Annotated in this window: 11 protein-coding genes; 8 read left to right on the top strand and 3 right to left on the bottom strand. The window is 59.1% G+C overall.

The genetic code is table 11. The annotated features are described in order from the left end of the window. The first annotated feature begins 195 nt into the window (after positions 1–195). Positions 196–1,554 (top strand): hypothetical protein, encoded by a 1,359-nt coding sequence (locus tag CA51_RS01115; RefSeq protein WP_145117304.1) that lies wholly within the window; start codon positions 196–198, stop codon positions 1,552–1,554. On the opposite strand, the gene CA51_RS01110 is transcribed toward CA51_RS01115, so the two are convergent. Next, complete coding sequence (locus tag CA51_RS01110) at positions 1,551–3,734, bottom strand: FdhF/YdeP family oxidoreductase (protein ID WP_231746233.1); 2,184 nt, start codon at positions 3,732–3,734, stop codon at positions 1,551–1,553. The genes CA51_RS01115 and CA51_RS01110 overlap by 4 nt on opposite strands. A gap of 291 nt (positions 3,735–4,025) precedes the next feature. Between CA51_RS01110 and CA51_RS01105 the strand changes: the two genes are divergently transcribed. The 5 genes from CA51_RS01105 (at position 4,026) to CA51_RS01085 (ending at position 16,740) form a co-directional block, all read left to right on the top strand. Next, positions 4,026–7,580 carry a PSD1 and planctomycete cytochrome C domain-containing protein gene (locus CA51_RS01105; RefSeq protein ID WP_145117303.1) on the top strand — a complete coding sequence of 1,185 codons (3,555 nt, stop codon included), beginning with the start codon at positions 4,026–4,028 and terminating at the stop codon, positions 7,578–7,580. Then, entirely contained in the window at positions 7,577–9,052 is a 1,476-nt protein-coding gene (locus CA51_RS01100) for a DUF1501 domain-containing protein (protein ID WP_145117302.1), read from the top strand. The genes CA51_RS01105 and CA51_RS01100 overlap by 4 nt, the downstream gene beginning before the upstream one ends. Before the next feature lie 1,136 nt (positions 9,053–10,188). Then, on the top strand, positions 10,189–11,577 hold the full coding sequence (locus CA51_RS01095) for an IS4 family transposase (protein WP_231745922.1): 1,389 nt from the start codon (positions 10,189–10,191) through the stop codon (positions 11,575–11,577). Between the two features lie 743 nt (positions 11,578–12,320). Further along, on the top strand, positions 12,321–15,209 hold the full coding sequence (locus CA51_RS01090) for a PSD1 and planctomycete cytochrome C domain-containing protein (RefSeq protein WP_145117300.1): 2,889 nt from the start codon (positions 12,321–12,323) through the stop codon (positions 15,207–15,209). A 91-nt stretch (positions 15,210–15,300) separates the two neighbouring features. Then, positions 15,301–16,740, top strand: coding sequence for a DUF1501 domain-containing protein (locus tag CA51_RS01085; protein ID WP_145117299.1), 1,440 nt, complete (start codon positions 15,301–15,303; stop codon positions 16,738–16,740). A gap of 63 nt (positions 16,741–16,803) precedes the next feature. On the opposite strand, the gene CA51_RS01080 is transcribed toward CA51_RS01085, so the two are convergent. Both CA51_RS01080 and CA51_RS01075 read right to left on the bottom strand, forming a co-directional pair. Continuing rightward, positions 16,804–17,067: a DUF2442 domain-containing protein gene (locus CA51_RS01080; RefSeq protein ID WP_145117298.1), complete on the bottom strand. Its 264-nt coding sequence runs from the start codon at positions 17,065–17,067 to the stop codon at positions 16,804–16,806. 123 nt (positions 17,068–17,190) lie between these two features. Beyond that, positions 17,191–18,186 carry a bile acid:sodium symporter family protein gene (locus tag CA51_RS01075; protein ID WP_145117297.1) on the bottom strand — a complete coding sequence of 332 codons (996 nt, stop codon included), beginning with the start codon at positions 18,184–18,186 and terminating at the stop codon, positions 17,191–17,193. Positions 18,187–18,319: 133 nt separating this feature from the next. On the opposite strand from CA51_RS01075, the gene CA51_RS01070 reads away from it, so the two are divergent. Beyond that, positions 18,320–19,084 (top strand): 3-keto-disaccharide hydrolase, encoded by a 765-nt coding sequence (locus CA51_RS01070; protein WP_145117296.1) that lies wholly within the window; start codon positions 18,320–18,322, stop codon positions 19,082–19,084. 161 nt (positions 19,085–19,245) lie between these two features. Next, complete coding sequence (locus CA51_RS01065) at positions 19,246–19,956, top strand: hypothetical protein (RefSeq protein ID WP_145117295.1); 711 nt, start codon at positions 19,246–19,248, stop codon at positions 19,954–19,956. Positions 19,957–20,180 lie beyond the last annotated feature (224 nt).

Raw genomic sequence — 20,180 nt, 5'->3', positions numbered from 1 at the left:
GCTTTAGCCGACGACGCGCGCGCTGGAGTCAAGGCTTCAGCCGACGAAGCGTAACTTCTACCCCAACGCAACATCCCAGCGTGATATGCTGATGTGAACGGACCGGGCCTCCCCCTCCGGCCCCGTTCCCACGGCGAACCTCACAGCACCGGTGGTTCCCGTTGACCAAAGTCTCTCCCATCCGAAGGACTCGTCATGCGAAAGCCACTCATTGTTGCGTCGATGACTCTATTGGCCGCCTGCACCGGCTGCATCCAAACGGTTTACAAAATCGATCTCAAGCCGGAGGGGAACGAGATCACACGGACGCTTTCGGTGAAGGAGTCGTCGCAAAACCCCTCCTCGCAGCAGCAGAAGCAACAGAACGAGGAACTGCGACGGATCGCAACGCTCTATCCCGAGGGACGCGCCGAGGATCGCGAGGGATTGCCGACGTTCATCGGTCGATTCGCGGGCCCAATGCCAGTCGATGTTGGCGGCGTGGGCACCTTCACCCGCTTCGACAGCCCGTTGGGTTCGGTCTCGATCTACAGCGAACGGTTCCGCGGAAACGATGACTTGGCCGGTTCGTTGGCGACCAGCCAACAGGCGGCAGACGAACTGATCGACCTCGCCCTGGGATGGCTCGATTTCGAATTCCCTCCCAGTGCAACAGGCGACGCCGATCCACCGATCGACACGACATCGATTCGATCGCTGCTCGATGGCGAACTCCGCCAAGACCTCAAAAACGCGAGCCTGCAGCTGTGGATGTACGGGCAAGCCGAGAGCGCCCCCAACAACCACAGCCCCATCTTCCGCTTGGCACAATATCTCGCCGAACGCAACTATTTTTCAGTGCAACAGATTCCAGCTATCGCCAGGCTTGTACAACAACAGAATCCCAAACAGTTCATCCTTTTCGCCCACGACGTACTGTCACGGAAACTCACGCTCCAAAACCCCGACGCGGACACGCGCTGCCTGGACATTTTGAAAGACTGGTCGAGGCTCGAAAAATCGATTCGAACGTATCTCAAGGAGACCGATGAATACAAGCAACTCGTTGCACAGCAAGAACAAGCCGCGGGCGCTGCCACACCAAGACATGTCGATGAGGCGCACGTCATCGGCAACAAAGTGATGGTGGCGTTGGCTCCTGACATGTTCAGCCGCCACGATCTCGTAGAGGTTTCGTTGCACCTTCGGCAGCCCCCCGACTCGACCAACGGCACCTGGGACGACGACACAAAATCGGTTCGCTGGTCGCAGGCGATCGGCGATTCCTCGACGCCCGGATTCGCTTTCGCCACCTGGTGCGTCCCCGAGCCCGAACAGCAGACCGCTCGATTTGGAAGCGTCATCGTGCGCGGCGGCGAACTGTTCAGTTATGTGATCTGGTACCGAGGGCTCAGCCCCGATGAATCGAAGCAATGGGATGCGATGTTATCGTCGATCGGTCCCGACGACGATGCGGTCGCCACACTGCAAGCCTTCCGATTCGAAGGCCAACCGAATCAAACGCTCCCGATCGCCACAATGCTGATCCGCTTGATCCAGACCGCAGCCGACTAGGCCAACGGCGTGACGGTGACCACGATCCCCTTGAACGCAGGCGTCTTGCTTTGCGGGTCGGCATAGCGAGAGACGAGACAGTTCGATTCGGGGTAATACATCAGCGAATTGCCGGGGCGGATCGAATCAAAACCGCGGGCCAGATAGCCATCGATCTGGCCGGTATCGCTGCGAATCGAAACCGGTTGATCGTGCTGAAGCCCCAACCGCTGCAGGTCGTCGGGATGCATCAAGATGATGTCGCGGCGGTCTTGGTTCCGGTAAAGGTCTTCCTCTTCGTAGACGACCGTGTTGAATTGCCCTTCGCTGCGAACGGTCATCAACCGCAACTCATTTGAATCGGTCCCCTTCAGATCGGGCATGGCATGCGTGTGCATGACCGCTTTCCCATCGGCGGTGGGAAATTTTGGTTCATGAAACGTTCGGCCATCGAGTTGGAACTCTTGTTTGGTCGCTTCGATTTTGTCGAGCTTTGTGTAGCCGGGAACCACTTCGCTGATCCAGTTGCGAATCGTCGAGGTCTGCTGCAACTGGTCCCAGCAAATCAGATCGCTATCGCCAATCGCGCGACGTCCCAGATCGGCGATCACGCGGACTTCGCTGCGCGGCCCCGGCACGCGTCGCGGCCCGCCGTCGCTCATCCGAATGAAGTTAAACATCGACTCCTGCGTCGTCGCTTCGGGCTCTTCGTCGCGAGGCAGCACCGGCAGGATGATCGTTTCATCGGCCAGACCGTTGACGTGCCCGGTGTTCAGCGTCGTGCTGAGCATCACCGACATCTCCAACCGCGAGAGCGCTTCGGCTGCGTAACGCGAATCGGGATTGGAACCGTAGAGGTTGCCGCCTAGGCAGAGTCCAAACTTCATCCGCCGATCGTGAGCGGCTTCCATGCAGGCCAACGTGTCCAATCCGGTGCTGGTCGGCAGCTCCAGGTGGAACTTGGATTGCAGGTTCTCAAAAATCGCGTCCTTCAGTTTTGGCGTCACGCCAACCGAACCGATCCCCTGCACGTTGCTGTGCCCGCGGATCGGTAGCAGCCCGCATCCGGGACGGCCAAGCATTCCGCGAGCCATCGCGAGGTTGGCGATCGCTTGAACGTTTTGCACTCCATGAGCGTGATGCGTGATCCCCATCGTCCACGCGAAAACGGTCCGCTGCGACTTTGCATAAACGCCAGCAACGGTGCGGATCTGATCGCGATCGATCCCCGATTTTGCCACGATCTCGTCCCACGACATCGCAGCGACGGCTTCCAGCCAGGCGGCTGAATCGGTGCAATGGGCATCGAGGAACGCGCGGACGATCGTCTCGTCTTCGCAGCACTGTTTGGCGATGCCCCACAACAATGCGAGGTCGCCGCCGATATGAGGTTGCACATAATGCGAGGCGATCTTGGTTCCAAACAGCAGGCTGATCGGATCGCTGGGAATCCGAAAGTTGACCATCCCGGTTTCGCGAACTGGATTGATCACGACCACGTGACCGCCGCGACGGCGAACGTGCATCAGACTGGTCATCATCCGCGGATGATTGCTGGCCGGGTTGCCACCGATCACAAAAACCAGATCGGCCTGCTCCAGATCCTCCAACACAATCGTTGCCGTTCCACTGCCGATCGACGACTGCAGCCCGACGCCACTCGCCTGGTGACAGTAGTAGCTACAGTTGTTAACGTTATTCGTTCCGTAGAGTCGAGCCAACAACTGCAACAGAAAGCCCGCTTCGTTGCTGCTGCGGCCACTGAAATACCAAAACGTTTCGTCGGGAGTCAGCGAGCGGAGCTTGGCGGCGATCCGCGATAGCGATTCCTCCCACGAGATCGTTTGGAAATGCGAAGCCCCGCGGCGATAGATCACCGGCTGGACCAGCCGCCCGCAATGCTCCAGTTCGCGCGGCGTCATCCGCGATAACTGTTCGACGGGATGCTGATCCCAGAAGGTAGGCAAAACCGCCGGCTGCAAATCCGCTGCCATCGCCTGCAAGCTCTTCTTGCAGACCTCGGGAAAGGCCCCTCGCTCATTGACCATCCCACCCTTTTGGCCGCCCATGCCCAAGGCGCAGGTCTTGCAAGCGTTCCGCGTTCGCATGGCGTGATACATCTTAAAGACGCCGCCGACCTCGCGTCCTTTCTTGAGCGTATAGAGGATCGCTCGGAAACCGCCGCCGCTGCGAACTTTCATCTTCATTTCACTCAGCCAATGTGATCGTTGTGCAGAAACCCGCTCAATGCGAAAGGAACGACTGGACGGCCGGCCCACAGCCATTATTATCGCAGGCCCCGCCACAAGTCGAATATGCCGCGTGACCGACACAATCGACCGCCGTCCCCGGACTGTCATCGACGTGAGATCCTGAACGAATCGTTCAATTCGTTGATATCTGGTTTCACGGACGTATAGAATAAGAAGGACCGCTGGAACACGTCCCGCCGGCTCCCACCTAATTACCTTCCATCCACTTTGCAGTCGCCCATGTTGCTACGCATTCTATCGTCGATGGGTCTGTGCCTGGTTTGGCAACTTTGTTGTTTTGCCGAACAATCGCAGGTCGATTTCAATCGCGACATTCGTCCTATCCTGTCCAACCATTGCTTTTCCTGCCACGGTCCCGATGCGGAACACCGTCAGGCGGGGCTGCGATTGGATGAAGCGGATCCGGCGCTGGCGGAACTCGACAGCGGCGATCGAGCGATCGTCCCCGGCGACGTCGAGGCCAGCACTCTGGTCGCGCGGATCGCCAGCGATGACGAAGGCGAGCTCATGCCGCCGGCTGATTTCCACAAACCGCTCACGGCCAAGCAGAAGCAACTGCTGACCGACTGGATCGCCCAAGGGGCTCCCTTTAGCGCCCACTGGTCGCTGCTGCCGCCACAAAAAGTAGACCCGCCGGCGATCTCCGATCCCGCGATCCCCGTCGATGGTCCGATCGATCAATTCATCGCCAACAAGGCGTTGCAAGCGGGACTGTCGATCAATCCACCCGCCGATCAACGATCGCTGATCCGCCGCGCCACCTTCGACCTGACCGGCCTGCCGCCAACGCTGCAAGAGGTTCGCGATTTTGTCGCCGACCAGTCGCCTAACGCTTACGAAAAATTGATCGACCGATTGCTGGAGTCGAAGCGGTTCGGCGAACACCAAGCCCGCTACTGGTTGGACCTGGTCCGCTATGGCGACACGCACGGCCTGCACTTGGACAACTACCGCGAGATGTGGCCCTATCGCGATTGGGTGATCGCAGCGATTAACGACAACAAACCGCTGGACGAATTCATCACCGAACAACTCGCCGGCGACTTGATCCCCAACGCCACGCTGCAGCAACAGATCGCCAGCGGCTTCAATCGATTGAACGTCACGACAAGCGAAGGGGGATCGATCTACGACGAAGTCTACGTGCGGAACTGCGTCGATCGCGTCTCCGCCTTTGGCACCGTCTTCCTGGGCATGACCACCGGTTGCGCGGTCTGCCACGATCACAAGTTCGACCCGATCTCGGCTCGCGACTTCTATTCGCTGTTTGCGTATTTCAACAGCCTCGATGGCCGGGCGTTGGACGGAAACAAGAAGGATCACCCGCCGACGGTTCAAGTGCCGACGGCAGAGCACAAGAGCCAACTGAAACAACTGCGGGAAGAACTGCAGATGCTGGACGTCGAAATGGAAGGCGACCTGACGGGTGTCGACGAGGCACAGCAACGTTGGGAACAGCGACTGAGCGGCGGTCAAGCGATCAACTGGGTGCCGCTGATTCCCGATAAAGTGACAACCGAAAGCGAATTGAAGCTGGAGCAATTAGAAGATGGTTCGGTCAAAGCGACCGGAACTCCGGCGGCGTCCGACACGCTGGTGATCGAAGCTCCCGTGCCAACCGGCGACAACTGGCAACTGCTGCAATTGGAAGTCCTGGCCGATAAGAACAAGCCGGGCGGAATCAGCAGCAATGGCAATGCGGTCCTGACGGAGATGGAGGTCGAGATCGCATCGCCGATGTCGGGCAATCGCTGGTTGCCAGTGAAGTTGATCTATGGCGAAGCCGACTACGAACAGCCCGGTGGCAAGTTTGCGATCGGATATGCGTTCGACGGCAAGCAGGACAAAGACGCCGGCTGGGCGATCGGCGGGCATTTGAATCCCGGCACGCGATCGGCGTGGTTTGTCGCGTCGAGCTTCCTGTCCGACGGTGCCGATTCGCGGTTGCGAATCAAGCTGCACTTCAAATCGCAATGGGCGGGACATCAATTCGGACAGGTCCGTTTGAGTGTCAGCGACGCCGTTCCGCAACCGGCTGCCGACCAGCAATTGGTCCTCGGCGACTGGGATCAAACCGGACCGTTCCCGGTGGAATACGCCGCCGCCGGCTACTACCGCACCTTCGCCTCGGAGGGCCGCGAATTTAAGGCCAATGAAAAGTTCAGCAATCGCGAACTGCCTTGGAAAAAGCAGCCGACTTACGCCAATGCCGCAGCGCACGATCTGCCGACCGTTGGCGATGAGCCCTCGGTCGTCGTATTGCATCGCACGATCGAGGCGAAGACGCCTCAAAAGGTGACGCTGCTGTTGGGCACTCAAGATGGCTACGTCTTGTATGTCAATAAGAAGAAGCAAGGCGAGGTAAAGCAGCAGCGCGACTTTGCGTCGCTGCGAGACGAATACGAAGTCGACCTGAAGAAGGGCGTGAATCACATCGATCTCAAGGTCGTCAGCCACGGTGGGCGACCGAGCCGGTTCGCGTTTGCCGTCCGATCTCCTTCGGCTCCGGTTCCCGCATCGATTGTGGAGATTGCCAAACTGGATGCCGCCGCGCGAACCGCCGACCAAGCCGATGCGATCCGCGCCTACTATCGCCGCGTCGCCAGCATCGATCCCGATTGGCTGGTGCTGCGAGCTCAAAAAGATGGCATCCTGAACCAGATCGATGCCGTCGAAAAGTCGTTTCCGACGACGTTGGTTTGGAAGGAACTCAAAGAGCCTCGTCCCAGCCATATCCTGCTGCGTGGCGAATACGATCAAAAGGGAGAAGAGGTGCCGCGAGCAGTTCCGGCCGCGCTGCCGCCGCTGCCCGAAGGCGTCCCGAATGATCGCATGGGCCTCGCGAAATGGCTGACCGATCCCAGCCATCCCCTGACAGCTCGCGTTGCGGTGAACCGTTACTGGCAGCAGCTGTTTGGAACGGGAATCGTCAAGACGAGCGAAGATTTTGGAGCTCAAGGCGAACCGCCAAGCCATCCGCAACTGCTCGATTGGCTGGCGATCGATTTCCGTGATTCGGGCTGGGATGTGAAGCGGATGATCAAACAGATCATGATGTCGCAGACCTACCGCCGCGACCAACGCGTGTCGCCCAAGCAACGCGAGATCGATCCGAGTAATCGACTGCTGGCCCGCGGGGCACGCTTCCGTTTGGATGCGGAGATGTTACGCGACCAAGCGTTGATGGCCAGCGGATTGCTGGTCGAGAAACAAGGTGGCCCGAGCGTCAAGCCGCCGCAACCCGAAGGACTTTGGGAAGCGGTTGGATATTCGGGTTCGGACACCGTCAATTTCAAACCCGACAGCGGCGAAAAGATCTACCGCCGCAGCCTCTACACGTTCTGGAAACGGACGAGCGCCCCGCCGACGATGACGATGCTGGACGCCCCGAGCCGCGAATCGTGCACGGCGCGACGCGAGCGAACCAACACGCCGCTGCAAGCGTTGATGATGCTGAACGAATTGCAGTTCGTCGAATGCTCGCGAAACCTCGGCCAACGCGTGATCGCCGAAGGAGGCAGCGACGACGCTCAAAAGATCGCTTGGGCTTTTGAAACGCTGACCTCGCGCGTTCCTTCGGAAACCGAAACGGCTGAACTGATCGGACTGTTAAACGACGCCCGCGCCGCGTTTGGCAAAGACCCCGAAAATGCAAACCGCTTGATCAAGCTGGGGCAATCGCCCACGCCCGATTCGATCGATCCGATCGAACTTGCAGCTTGGACCGCCGTGGCGAGCACGTTAATCAACCTGGATGAAGTGGTGACAAAATGACCATCGATGCATTTGACCAATACAAACGATTACTCACGCGTCGCCACTTCTTTCGCAACGCCTCGCTGGGCCTCGGGACCGCCGCGCTAGCGTCGATGCCCGGCAGCCCGCTGCACGCCGCCACCGCGGATGCTCAGCTCCAAGGCACGCCGGGACTGGCAAACCTGCCGCATCACCAACCGAAAGCCAAACGGGCGATCTATCTGTTCATGTCGGGCGCGCCGAGCCAGATGGACATGTGGGACTACAAGCCGAAGATGGCGGACTGGTTCGACAAAGATCTCCCCGAAACGATCCGCCAAGGCCAGCGTCTGACGACGATGACCAGCGGGCAATCGCGTTTCCCGATCGCTCCTTCGATCTACAAGTTTGCTCAGCACGGCAAGGCGGGAACGTGGGCCAGTGAATTGGTTCCGCACATGGCCAAGAAGGTCGACGAGATTTCGATGATCCGGTCGATGTGGACCGAAGCGATCAACCACGATCCGGCGATCACTTACATCTGCACCGGAGACCAATTGCCGGGCAAACCGAGCCTCGGCTCATGGCTCAGTTACGGGCTGGGGAACGAAAACGAAAACCTGCCGTCGTTCCTGGTCATGACAGCTTCATGGTCCGGCCGCCAACAAGCCCAAGCGCTCTACAACCGACTGTGGGGGAGCGGCTTTTTGCCAAGCAAATACCAAGGCGTATCGCTGCGCAGCGCCGGCGACCCGGTGCTGTACCTGTCGAATCCCAGCGGCTTGGATGCGGGCGTCCGCCGCCGGATGCTCGACAGCCTCTCGCGGCTGAACCAACAGACCTACGAAGCGATCGGCGATCCGGAGACCAACGCCCGGATCGCGCAGTACGAGATGGCGTTTCGGATGCAGACATCGATCCCCGAACTGGCCGATCTGAGCGACGAACCGCAACACGTCTTGGACCTGTACGGCCCCGATGTCATGCGACCGGGAACCTATGCAAACTGCTGCATCCTGGCGCGGCGAATGGCCGAGCGCGGCGTGCGGTTCACGCAGATCTTCCATCGCGGCTGGGATCAGCACGGCAACCTGCCGGGCGACCTACCAAAACAATGCAAGGACACCGACCAACCCAACGCGGGGCTGCTGACCGACCTCAAACAGCGCGGCCTACTGGACGACACGCTTGTCGTCTGGGGTGGCGAATTTGGACGCACGATCTACTGCCAAGGGAAGCTGACGAAGAAGACCTACGGCCGCGATCACCATCCCAAGTGCTTCACCGTCTGGATGGCCGGAGCGGGCATCAAACAAGGCGTCGTCCACGGCGAGACCGACGAATTCAGTTACAACGTGACAGCCGATCCGGTTCACATCCGCGATCTCAACGCCACGATCCTGAACCAATTGGGAATCGACCACAGCCGATTCACCTACCCGTTCCAAGGGCTCGACCAACGCCTCACCGGCGTCACCGAAGCGAAAGTCATCCGTCCGATCCTGGCGTAAACCGATCCCTTGGGCCGGCACATCGGTCACGGGGCCAAATTGTTTCAAGCCGCAGTCGCGGCGATCGCATAAAGCCTGCGGTGCCAACCGCAGGACCACCGGCCGCGACCGATGAAATGGAAAACCCTGGAGGCAGCGAACGTTGCGCTGAATCTGTCGTCCCTGCCGGGACTCACATATCAAGTGTGTCCGATCTTTCCTGCGGCTCGCGCCGCAGGCTTTATGCGGCCGCCGCATACGCGGCTACGAGGTGGTTTGAGCACGGCGAAATCCCCCCAGGCCAGCACTCCGCTCGCGGGGCTCGCTCCGTTTGACCTGGGCTAGGCAACGGATCGGAGCTTCGCCCCTCGGAGCCAAATTGTATCAAGCCGCAGTCGCGGCGATCGCATAAAGCCTGCGGCGCGAACCGCAGGACCACCGGCCGTGATCGATGAAATGGAAAACCCTGGAGGCAGCGAACGGTGCGCTGAATCTGTCGTCCCTGCCGGGACTCACATATCGAGTGTGTCCAATCTTTCCTGCGGCTCGCGCCGCAGGCTTTATGCGGCCGCCGCATCCGCGGCTACGAGGTGGTTTGAGCATGGCGAAATCCCCCCAAGCCTGAACTCCGCTCGCGGGGCTCGCTTCGTTTGACCTGTGCTAGCCCAAGGATCGGAGCTTCGACCCTCGGTGCCAAATTGCTTCAAGCCGCAGTCGCGGCGATCGCATAAAGCCTGCGGTGCCAACCGCAGGACCACCGTCCGCGACCGATGAAATGGAAAACCCTGGAGGCAGCGAACGGTGCGCTGAATCTGTCGTCCCTGCCGGGACTCACATATCAAGTGTGTCCGATCTTTCCTGCGGCTCGCGCCGCAGGCTTTATGCGGCCGCCGCATACGCGGCTACGAGGTGGTTTGAGCACGGCGAAATCCCCCCCAAGCCTGAACTCCGCTCGCAGGGCTCGCTTCGCTTGATCTGTGCTAGCCCAAGGGTCGGAGCTTCGCCCCTCGGTGCCAAATTGTTTCAAGCCGCAGTCGCGGCGATCGCATAAAGCCTGCGGCGCGAGCCAAATGGCACTCATTTTCACATTCCAGTAACATTTCCCTTCCCACCACATGCGATTGGCACTGAATTTGCGCTAGCGGTTTGGTTTTCTTTTGACTGCCAGAAAAAGCCATTCCATGTCGAGCGATGCAAGAACTCAGAAACTTAGTGCGGCTTTCGAACTGCTCAAACAGTGGACGGACATCGGCGATGCCGATGTGTTTGAAGAGCTTGGGCCAGCGGCCGTCTATAAAACAAGTGTAGTTCTGTGGCTGATGCTCTTCCAACGCCTCAACCCCAAGGCGAGTCTGCGAGATGCCGTTCTCCACTTTATCGCAACGGCTCCCCCGGAACTCAAGACGAACAAGCGACTTCGTGAGGGTTCGCTTTCGACGAAGAGCAGCAGTTACAGCGATGCACGACATCGGCTCAGCTTGAAGGCAGCTCATTGGTTCCAAGAGCGTGTCGCGTCGTCGATCGTTAACTCGACGGCGCCGACATGGGGTGACCGGCGTGTGTTCTTGATCGATGGAACGACCTTTACACTGGCTCCAGTGGCCGAGCTTCAGGCCGCTTACCCACCCGCCTCTAACCAGTACGGCGAAAGTGTGTGGCCAATCGCGTATGTGGTTTTCGCACATGAACTCAGCTCGGGGGCAGCAGTGCCTGAGGAGATTGGAGCTATGTATGGCCCAAACGCCGTCTCAGAAACTCGGCTTGCTCAAACTCTCATGAAGCGACTCCCGGCTAAATCCATCATCATGGCCGACGCTGGGTTCGGAATATTTTCGACTGCTTATCATGCCCATTTGAATGGACACAATTTTGTTCTACGGCTAAAGAAAGATCGATTCAATCGAATTCGGAAGCGGGCAGAGCTAATCCATTCGACAGCCACTTCGAAAAGCTACCGGGTGTCCTGGACTCCTTCGGCCAAGGAACGAGTAACCAATCCAGACCTCCCATCCGACTGTGTCATAGCGGCGATGATCCATGAATTGAAGATCGGGGAAGAGAGCCTCTACCTCGTCGAGGATATCGATGCGACGCCCAAGCAACTGCGCGATCTGTACTGGAAACGCAACGATATCGAAGTCGATATCCGCAACATCAAACTGGTAATCGGTACCGAAGAGATCCGAGCGAAGTCGAAGGAGATGTTTCTCAAAGAGTTCGCCTTGTCGATGGTAGCGTACAATTTAGCGACCCAATTGCGTCGCCAAGCCGCAGTGATTGCCGAGTGTGAGCCCCGCGAATTAAGCTTTACGGGCGTGTGGTCTGTCTACCGTCACATGCTGCAGGGGATTGAAGTCAGTGACCCCGGTCGTTGGATCGAACGTTTGGATCGCGTGCTGCACTACGCCTCAAAGCAAAAGCTTCCCAACCGCCCAGGCCGCAGTTATCCACGCGAGGCCTACGCCCGCCGCCCCAAAACCACCCACTTCCAGAAACGAAGAAAGAAAAGTAAACCCAACGATCCAGAAGAACCAACGTCAAAGTGAGTGCCATTGGGCGCGAGCCGCAGGACCACCGGCCGCGATCGATGAAATGGAAAACCCTGGAGGCAGCGAACGGTGCGCTGAATCTGTCGTCCCTGCCGGGACTCACATATCAAGTGTGTCCAACCTTCCCTGCGGCTCGCGCCGCAGGCTTTATGCGGCCGCCGCATCCGCGGCTACGAGGTGGTTTGAGCACGGCGAAATCCCCCCAAGCCTGAACTCCGCTCGCAGGGCTCGCTCCGTTTGACCTGGGCTAGGCAACGGATCGGAGCTTCGCCCCTCGGTGCCGAGTTGCTTCAAGCCGCAGTCGCGGCGATCGCATAAAGCCTGCGGTGCCAACCGCAGGACCACCGGCCGCGATCGATGAAATGGAAAACCCTGGAGGCAGCGAACGGTGCGCTGAATCTGTCGTCCCTGCCGGGACTCACATATCAAGTGTGTCCAATCTTTCCTGCGGCTCGCGCCGCAGGCTTTATGCGGCCGCCGCATCCGCGGCTACGAGGTGGTTTGAGCATGGCGAAATCCCCCCAAGCCTGAACTCCGCTCGCGGGGCTCGCTTCGTTTGACCTGTGCTTGCCCAAGGATCGGAGCTTCGCTCCTCGGTGCCAAATTGTTTCAAGCCGCAATCGCGGCTTTATGACAGCTTGCCCTGAGGTTGTTTCGCGAAAAGTGTTTAATCTCACGCCTGAATCGTGTAGCATGGTTCCTCCCGCCTGCGTTTTCGCCCTCCAACCGCGATCCTGAAAATGCGTCTCCTACCTACCTTTGCGCTACTCGCTGCCGTTTCGATCCTCTCCAGCCGGGCAATTGCTGCCGATCCGCTGACTTTCGAAAAGGATGTTCGTCCGATCTTGAAGGCGCACTGCTTTCATTGCCATGGCGAAAGTGGCGTCGTCGAAGGATCGCTCGATGTCCGACTGAAACGTTGGATTTTGACTGGCGGTGATTCGGGCGAAGCGATCGTCCCGGGCAATGATAGCGAATCGCTGCTGCTTGAACGGGTGGAGTCGGGGGACATGCCGCCGGGCGAAAAAAATCTGTCCGCCGAGGATATCGCTTCGATTCGCCAGTGGATCCTCGACGGCGCCAAGACCGCGCGAGAAGAACCGCTGACGCTCGACGATGGCGACTATATCACCGAGGAGGAACGCAGCTTTTGGGCCTTCCAACCGATCGCGTCCCCTGAGCCGCCCGTTGTCAAAGAGAACGTCAGCGACAACCCAATCGACGCATTCGTCCTCGATCGGCTGCATCGCGAAGGGCTCGCTTTTTCGGCCGCCGCCGATCGACACACCCTGATCCGCCGCGCGACGTTCGATCTGTGGGGGCTGCCGCCGGATCCGGAGATGGTCGACGAATTCGTTAACGACCCGAGCCCCCACGCCTACGCGGCGCTGATCGATCGCTTGCTCGCCTCGCCCCGCTACGGTGAGCGATGGGGCCGGCATTGGCTGGACGTCGCCGGCTACGCCGATTCCGATGGCTACACAAATCAAGATACCGAACGCGAGTTCGCCTACTTCTACCGCGACTACGTTATCGACAGCTTTAACGACGACAAACCGTTGGACCAATTTATCTGCGAACAATTGGCCGGAGACGAGATGGCGACGGGGAAGGACGCTTCGCAGCTAACGCCCCAGCGGATCGCTCAACTCACCGCCACCGGCTTTCTTCGCATGGCTCCCGACGGCACTGCATCGGGAGGCATCGACCGCGACCTGGCAGCCAACGAAACGATTTCCGACACGATCGAGATCGTATCGACCTCGCTGTTGGGGCTGACGGTTGGATGCGCGAAGTGCCACGACCATCGGTACGATCCGATCAGCCAAGCCGATTACTTCCGGTTCCGCGCGATTTTCGAACCGGCACTCGATCCAAAGAAATGGAAAGCTCCCCGGCAACGCCGCGTGTCGCTGTATACCGAAGAAGATCGACAGGTCCGCAAGGAGATCGAACAGAAAGCCAAACAAGCCACTGAAAACCGCACAAAACGCCAGCAAGAACATCTCGACAGGACACTCTACGAAGAACTGTTGGTGGTTCCCGCCGACCGTCGCGAAGCGCTCGAGACCGCTTTCAAGACAGAGAAGTCGAAGCGGAGCGCCGAGCAGGTTGCCCTGCTAGAAGAGTTCCCCAACGTCGGCAACATTTCGCCTGGTTCGCTCTACCTGTACGCTCAACAGCGAGCGCGTCGGGCTTCGGATATCGAAAGAGCCGCCGATGCGTTGGAGCAGGAATTGATCGAACAGACTCGCAGCGATCAGCTCGCTCAGGTTCCATCCGAGCAGCGAGAAGCCATTGCAACGCTGGTATCGATTCCGGCCGACACTTGGACGAGCGAGCAGCAACAATTGGCGGCGGAGTTCCCCGGACCGCTGGTCGACGCATCCACGCTGAAAACGTTTTCACCCGATGGCTTTGCCGAGCTCCAACGCTATCGCGAAGCCGCCCAGATCTGCCGTAAAATCGATGCGAAAACGGACCTCGCCAAAATGCTGAACGAGATCAAAGCGATTCGCGCCACCGCCCCGAAAGAGAAGTTCATTCGCGTCTTAACCGAACCCGCGAACCACGTGCCGCCAACGCATCTGTTCATTCGCGGCGACCACAAACAGCCGGGCCAGGAACTGGGGCCTAGCGAACTGACCGTCCTGAAAGGCAGCGAGCCCACGGAGATCGAGGCGAACGATCCCGATCTCCCCACGACTGGCCGACGTCTCGCCTACGCACGCCAGCTGACCAACGGCAAACATCCACTGCTGGCTCGCGTTCTGATGAATCGCGTTTGGCTAAACCACTTCGGACGAGGCATCGTCGATTCGCCGGGCGACTTCGGTTTCCTAGGCTCCAAGCCGACGCATCCCGAACTGCTCGACTGGCTCGCAACCGACCTGATGCGTGGCGGTTGGAACCTGAAACGCATGCATCGGATGATCATGCTGTCGCAAACGTACCAGCAGGTTTCCACGCGAACCGAGCAGCTGGATCGCGTCGATCCCGACAATCGGCTGTATGCACGGATGACGGTCCGACGGCTGGAATCCGAAGCGATCCGCGACGCGATGCTCGTCGCAAACGGCACGATCACGAATCGCTTGCACGGCCCGCCGGTACCGGTAAAAGAAGACGCTGTGGGGCAAGTCGTATTGGGCAAGGAGATGCTCGACGGAGAACGCAAGCCGACGGGCAAATCGCAGCTCGGCGAAGAGGCCAGTCGCCGCAGCGTCTACGTTCAAGTTCGCCGCAGCCGACCGCTGGGCGTCCTGGAAACATTCGACTTGGCCACCGTCGCCCCCAACTGCACCATCCGCAACTACTCAAACGTCGCTACGCAAGCGTTGCTGCTGATGAACAGTTCGTTTGTCATCGAGCAAGCGGACCAGCTGGCGGCTCAGGCGATCCGAGCCGAGAGCGAAGTCCCGCAACAGATCTCCAACGCTTGGCAGCGATGCTTCAATCGAGAGATCGAAAATGGCGTGCTGACCGAACTGACCGACTTCGTCGCGCGACAAACCTCCGCATTCAAATCGCGCGACGCCAAACTATCCGCCGAAGCGGCTCACCGACTGGCACTGGCCAGCGCCTGCCAAGCGATGTTCAGCTCCAACGAATTCCTCTACGTGGATTAACGGCGACCGCAGCTTCCCCGCCGATACTAACGTCGGCGACAGCCCCGCTCCCCTCCCAAAAAATCCCCGCCTGCGAAACGACGGAAAACCGATGACCAACAACAATTCCGACATGCAATCTTCGCGCCGACACTTCCTCGCCTCATCGGCGATGCGTGGCGGGCCGCTGGCGTTGGCTTGCCTGATGGCCCAGAAAGCCAGTGCCGAACCGAAGAAGCCGAAGATGGGGACCGAAGGTTTCGATCTGAAGCCGAAGCAGCCACCGCTGAAGCCGCGGGCGACCGCCATGATTTCGATGTTCATGCAAGGCGGCCCCAGCCAGATGGATCTACTGGATCCGAAGCCGATATTAAACGAACTGCATATGCAGAAGTTTCCCGGCAAGATCAAATACGACAACGCGGCGCAAGCAAGCTCGAAGGTTTTTGGATCGCCTTGGAAATTCAAGAAGTACGGCGAACATGGGACCGACGTTTCCGAACTGCTTCCCGAATTTTCGACGATCGTCGACGATGCGTTGGTGATTCGATCGATGCACACCGGTGTGAACAACCACGGCCAATCGATCTACGCGATGAACGGCGGTCGCCCCTTGGCGGGACGTCCGGCGCTAGGCAGCTGGCTGACGTATGCGTTGGGAACCCAAAGCGAAAGCTTGCCCGCCTACATCGCAATGACCGACCCGAAGGGCCTGCCGGTCGCAGGCGTCTTGAATTGGTCCAACGGTTGGTTGCCGTCGCTGTTTCAAGGAACCGTCATCCGACCGGTGAAGCCGCGGATCTTGAACCTGCAGCCGCCGCCCCATCTCGACGGCGAGATTCAATCCAATTACCTCGACCTGCTGCAATCGTTGAACCGACGCCATGCGGAACAACGGACGGGCGAACACGAACTGCAAGCGAGGATCGCTAATTTTGAACTCGCCGAACGGATGCAGTTTGCGGCGGACGAAGCGACCGACTTGAGCCGCGAATCGAAAGCAACCCACGCGATGTATGGGCTGGACCAACCCGAGACGCGAGAGTTTGGCGAACGCTGCCTGATCGCGCGGCGACTTGTCGAACGAGGCGTGCGGTTTGTGCAACTGTTCACGAAAAACCAATACTGGGACCACCATGGCGGCATCGTCAAAGCGTTGCCAGCATCGTGCAAGAAGATCGACAAACCGGCCGCCGCGCTCGTGAAAGATCTCAAGCAACGCGGATTACTCGACAGCACCGTCGTCCACTGGGGCGGCGAGATGGGCCGGTTACCGGTGATCCAAAACGAAGCGAATATCGGCCGCGATCACAACACCTACGGGTTCACGATGTGGGTCGCCGGCGGCGGCTTCCGATCGGGAATGCATGGCGCGACCGACGAATTTGGCCACCACGCAGTGGAAGACCAAGTCAACCATTTCGACTACCACGCCACTCTGCTGCACCTGTTTGGACTCGAAGCCGAAAACCTGACCTACGAACAGAACGGACGCGAGCAATCGTTGATCGACGGCCAACCGGCGAAGGTGATCGAGAAGCTGCTGGCTTGATCGATTGCGATGTCCGATGACTAGCGATGCCACCGCAACACCGCTCCGCAATATCGCGTCTCGCTAGCCGGCTGGCTGGATATCAGCTGGCGATAGGGACCTCAGCGCTTCGGGAGCCAAATCGACTCCACATGGCCAACAGACTGTTTTTGTCACCGGATCGATCGTCGCGGATGCAAACACATCGGGATCGTGAAGCGGCAGGAAGGCAGGGCCGTTCAACAGCGGTCGCAAGTCGACCACACGCGAATCGCCATCGGAAAATTTAAGTTCGAGATGAAACGGACAAGGCACGTTCATCGCGACAACATGCAGCAAATCAGCCATCGTCAATCCAGTGGTGCAATCGGAATCAGAGTTTCGCCATCGGTAGCCCGACGCCAGTCATCGAGCGTCATCCACAACTAGCTTCACAAGCCGCCTACCTGAAGACGACCACAACAAATTGTACTACACGGCAGCTGCAGAACGTGGTCGCCACAGCGAGACGAGGATCGTGCCGGTGAAGACACAGCCAAACGTGTAGGCGGCTGTGGGGATGGCGGCTTCGGGAAACTGGTCGCCAAAGCTGCCGACGGCCAGCATCGTCCCGAGCCCCGCGTTCTGCATCCCGACCTCTAGCGTCAACGCTCGACGCATCGGTTCGTCCATCCGCGCGAGAGCTCCCGCGGTATAACCACCGACGTAACCGACAAGGTTCACGACCAACAGCGACGCCAACAGGCTTAGCGGGATCATGGCCAAGCGGTCGCGGTTCAGTCCCACCACGACGGCGATGATCCACAGGATGACAAAGTTCGCCAAGATTGGACCGACAGGTTCGGCGATCGCTTTGAACCGCGGACTCCAACGCGCTAACGAGAACCCGGCGATCACGGGCAACAAGACTGTCGAAGCGAGCGTGAGCATCATCGACAGCGGTTCGATGCGCGCCTCCGATTCGCTGATCCCCGCCATCAAGACCAACAGCCAAGGGACGGTGATCGGCGAAGCGAGCGTGGCCATCGTCGTCAGACTGACCGAATAACTGACGTTGCCGCCAGCGGCCAGAGTCAACACGTTGGATGCCATCGCGCCGGGAACACATCCGACAAGGATCACTCCCAACCGGTAGCCCCCTTCGAGTCCGCCGAACCGGACGACCGCTAGCGCCGCCAGCGGCATGACTAGACACTGGGTCAGAGTTCCCAAACAGACCTGTGGCAATTGCCGACGCAGTCGACGGACTTCATCCTCGGGCAACAGACTGCCCAACGCGAACATCGTCGCCGCGATCATCCAGGAGAGCCACGCCTTGGAAGCGACAAACGGATCGATCCCGCCCGAAGGCCAGAAGTAGGCGATTAACGAAAACCCACACAACATCGGAAACATCCAATGCCGCATCGAAGGGTTGCGTTGAGGACCGGGAGCGTCGGACGGCGGGAGATTCTGCGGATTTGACATCGCCAGAGTCTACCGTTCGCCGCGGCGATTGGACAGCAAACCGGCCGACGGATGATATACTTTGCCAGCAACACCTCCGCGATCGCGGAGATCGGACGAACAACAAGACACCTCTCCTAGAAGCCTCTTATTAATGATACGTGCCCTTGCCCTCAGCCTGATCGGATTCGCTCTGCCTCTGGCGGCCGAAGAGTTTCGCCCCGACCAATCGCAACTGCCCGTCGAACCGCCAGCCGATGCGATCGTGTTATTTGATGGCGAATCGGAGCCGAAGTTTCGCAGCACGCAGGGAACGGCGATCAACTGGCCGATCGAAAACGGCAGCTTGGTTTCGACGGTCTCCCAAGGGGAGCAAGCTGTCCGATCGAACCACTTGGTCTCGACGCTGCACTTCCGCGATGCCGACCTGCACGTGGAATTCCTGATCCCCGAAGGAGGAACCGGAAACAGCGGGATCTACATCCACGGCAACTACGAAGTTCAGATCATCGATTCCCACGGCAAACAGGAACTGAGCCAACAGGACGCCGGGTCGGTCTATGGATTCTCCAAGCCGCTTGCAAATGCTTGCGGTCCTCGCGGGCAATGGCAGGTTTACGACATCCGCTACCGCGCCCCGCGGCGGGACGACCAAGGCAAGATCACTAAAGAGGGCTCGATCACCGCGTGGCTCAACGGACAACAAGTGCAACGCGACTTGCAACTGGGCGAACCGCGATCGAGCTATCATCCGTATCGCTACGGCGCGACGCCCTACTTGAAAGCAATCTGGGAGCGTCAGTTGAAAACCTCGACGGGGCCGCTCTTCCTGCAAGACCACGACAACGCGGTCCGCTTCCGCAACGTCTGGGTTCGCCCGCTGGATGACAAAGCGTTTATCGACACCAGCGGATCGTGATCGTTCAGCTTGGCAGGCTCGCGATCACCGCGGTGAGAATCTCCGCAGCGACCTGCGCGAAATGGAAATGCTGGCAAAATCCGCTCTAGGCCCCACGGCCGGTTTCTTCTTAGAATCACCCCGCGCAGAAGCATTTCCTCACCAAGCGAAATAATTGCACGATGCCGTTGTCTCACTATGTCTATTGTATGTGGCCAGGCCTCCCGGAGATCTGGTTTCGCGGACGGATGAGCGGCCTGCCGGCGGCGATCTGTTTCGCGATTGCTATCAATACATTGCTGGTGTCGCGGTTCATTTATCCCCAGTGGCTCGAACCGTTGATGGTTCGTTCGGTTTGTTGGGCGTTTGTGGGGATCTGGGTGGTGCTGTTCGTACGGGCGGTTCGCGGCTTGCCGATGTTGCTAGCACCGCGGCACGCCTCGGGCGAAGAAGACCGATACGACGCCGCCCGGACAGAATTTTTGAAGGGTCGATGGTTTGAAGCCGAAGCTTTGTTAGTGCATTGCTTGGAGGTCGACCCGCGGGACGCGCTGTCGCTGCTTTTGCTAGCGAGCGTCTACCGTAAGACCGATCGTTTTGCAGCGGCCGCCCAAACGCTCGACGCTTTGGCGGCACTCGAAACGGGGGACGCATGGTGGCTGGAACGCGATATCGAGGAGCGTCGACTGAAGCGGATGGTCGACGACTTGGTGGCCCAACAGGAAGATTCCGAGACTGAAGAAGAATCGGAGTCGCCAGCGGATTCCGAGGGAAGCCAGACCGCGGATGCTGCCAAAGCGTCCAGTTCGACAGAAGAAAATCGACCAAGCGATCCGACTGCCGAAGTGGCAGAATCGCCCCAGATGGCAACCGCCGAAGGGAAGTCAAGTTGAGCATGCGCGACAGAACTGGCAGATATGGCAAATCAGACAATCACCTCCTATCCCCGCTGAGTCAGGAAAACGGTAGAATCGATTTAGCCGGTAACGGATGGCGGCCAGCCCCCCTGAAGTCGCCAGCTTGGGAGCGGGATCTCGCCCCCGAGCCGTCGCTGCGGCGTATTTTTTGCACAGCTACACGGTATTGCTAAGAAATCGCCAAATCGGCAGCCCTGCCC

The sequence above is a fragment of the Rosistilla oblonga genome (assembly GCF_007751715.1).
Taxonomy (GTDB): domain Bacteria; phylum Planctomycetota; class Planctomycetia; order Pirellulales; family Pirellulaceae; genus Rosistilla; species Rosistilla oblonga.
This window is presented reverse-complemented; position numbering and strand designations above follow the sequence as displayed.

What these genes read in the sequence shown, in the direction of transcription:
- CA51_RS01080 (WP_145117298.1), bottom strand. Translation starts at nt 17,067, where the DNA reads ATGGCTGATTTGCTGCATGTTGTCGCGATGAACGTGCCTTGTCCGTTT.
- CA51_RS01090 (WP_145117300.1), top strand. Translation starts at nt 12,321, where the DNA reads ATGCGTCTCCTACCTACCTTTGCGCTACTCGCTGCCGTTTCGATCCTC.
- CA51_RS01065 (WP_145117295.1), top strand. Translation starts at nt 19,246, where the DNA reads ATGCCGTTGTCTCACTATGTCTATTGTATGTGGCCAGGCCTCCCGGAG.
- CA51_RS01100 (WP_145117302.1), top strand. Translation starts at nt 7,577, where the DNA reads ATGACCATCGATGCATTTGACCAATACAAACGATTACTCACGCGTCGC.
- CA51_RS01075 (WP_145117297.1), bottom strand. Translation starts at nt 18,186, where the DNA reads ATGTCAAATCCGCAGAATCTCCCGCCGTCCGACGCTCCCGGTCCTCAA.
- CA51_RS01085 (WP_145117299.1), top strand. Translation starts at nt 15,301, where the DNA reads ATGACCAACAACAATTCCGACATGCAATCTTCGCGCCGACACTTCCTC.
- CA51_RS01105 (WP_145117303.1), top strand. Translation starts at nt 4,026, where the DNA reads ATGTTGCTACGCATTCTATCGTCGATGGGTCTGTGCCTGGTTTGGCAA.
- CA51_RS01115 (WP_145117304.1), top strand. Translation starts at nt 196, where the DNA reads ATGCGAAAGCCACTCATTGTTGCGTCGATGACTCTATTGGCCGCCTGC.
- CA51_RS01110 (WP_231746233.1), bottom strand. Translation starts at nt 3,734, where the DNA reads ATGAAAGTTCGCAGCGGCGGCGGTTTCCGAGCGATCCTCTATACGCTC.
- CA51_RS01070 (WP_145117296.1), top strand. Translation starts at nt 18,320, where the DNA reads ATGATACGTGCCCTTGCCCTCAGCCTGATCGGATTCGCTCTGCCTCTG.